Source organism: Flavobacterium cryoconiti (assembly GCF_048158645.1).
In the GTDB taxonomy this organism is placed as follows: Bacteria; Bacteroidota; Bacteroidia; order Flavobacteriales; family Flavobacteriaceae; genus Flavobacterium; species Flavobacterium cryoconiti.
This window is the reverse complement of the sequence record NZ_JBLNKW010000029.1, coordinates 1-1333: the sequence shown is the minus strand read 5'-3', so window position 1 is coordinate 1333 and position 1333 is coordinate 1. Positions and strand designations below refer to the sequence as shown.

Here is a 1333-nt window from a genome sequence, read left to right as displayed (position 1 = left end):
TGCACTTACCGCTGTGGTGACCGGTGCCGTTAATGGAGACACCATCAACTATACCCTGGCCACTACCGCGACACAGTTCTCCAATGTCGGTGACTATCCGATTGCGGTGACTTTGGGTACCAATCCAAACTATACCGTTGCCTATACCGATGCGACGTTGACTGTTACCCCTAGAGAAATTGATGCTGTAGCAGATACTAATGCGATTCCTGTAAATGGAACAACTGGAGGGAATTCAGGTGTGAATGTTTTCACTAACGATACATTAAACGGATCGCCTATTAATCCTACGGATGTAGTATTAAGCTCTATACCAAACGGACCATTGACTATAAATCCTGATGGAACTGTAAGTGTAGCACCAAACACATCGGCGGGAAGTTATACTGTAAATTACACTATTTGTGAGGTATTAAATCCAAACAACTGTGATACGGCTACTGTTACTATTGTTGTTGCTGCTCCTGCTATTGATGCTGTAGCGGATACCAATGCAATTCCAGTAAATGGAACAACTGGAGGGAATTCAGGTGTGAATGTTTTCACTAACGATACATTGAACGGATCACCTGTTAGTCCTACGGATGTAGTATTAAGCTCTACACCAAACGGACCATTGACTATAAATCCTGATGGAACTGTAAGTGTAGCACCAAACACACCGGCGGGAAGTTATACTGTAAATTACACTATTTGTGAGGTATTAAATCCAAACAACTGTGATACGGCTACTGTTACTATTGTTGTTGCTGCTCCTGCTATTGATGCTGTAGCAGATACTAATGCGATTCCTGTAAATGGAACAACTGGAGGGAATTCAGGTGTGAATGTTTTCACTAACGATACATTGAACGGATTGCCTGTTAACCCTACGGATGTAGTATTAAGCTCTACACCAAACGGACCATTGACTATAAATCCTGATGGAACTGTAAGTGTAGCACCAAACACACCGGCGGGAAGTTATACTGTAAATTACACTATTTGTGAGGTATTAAATCCAAACAACTGTGATACGGCTACTGTTACTATTGTTGTTGCTGCTCCTGCTATTGATGCTGTAGCGGATACCAATGCAATTCCAGTAAATGGAACAACTGGAGGGAATTCAGGTGTGAATGTTTTCACTAACGATACATTGAACGGATCACCTGTTAGTCCTACGGATGTAGTATTAAGCTCTGCACCAAACGGACCATTGACTATAAATCCTGATGGAACTGTAAGTGTAGCACCAAACACACCGGCGGGAAGTTATACTGTAAATTACACTATTTGTGAGGTATTAAATCCAAACAACTGTGATACGGCTACTGTTACTATTGTTGTTGCT

Annotated in this window: 1 protein-coding gene; it reads left to right on the top strand. The window is 41.8% G+C overall.

What is annotated here, in order from left to right; translation table 11 throughout:
• On the top strand, positions 1–1333 hold a 1333-nt coding region (locus tag ACM55H_RS17895), incomplete at both ends, for an MBG domain-containing protein (protein WP_416837810.1).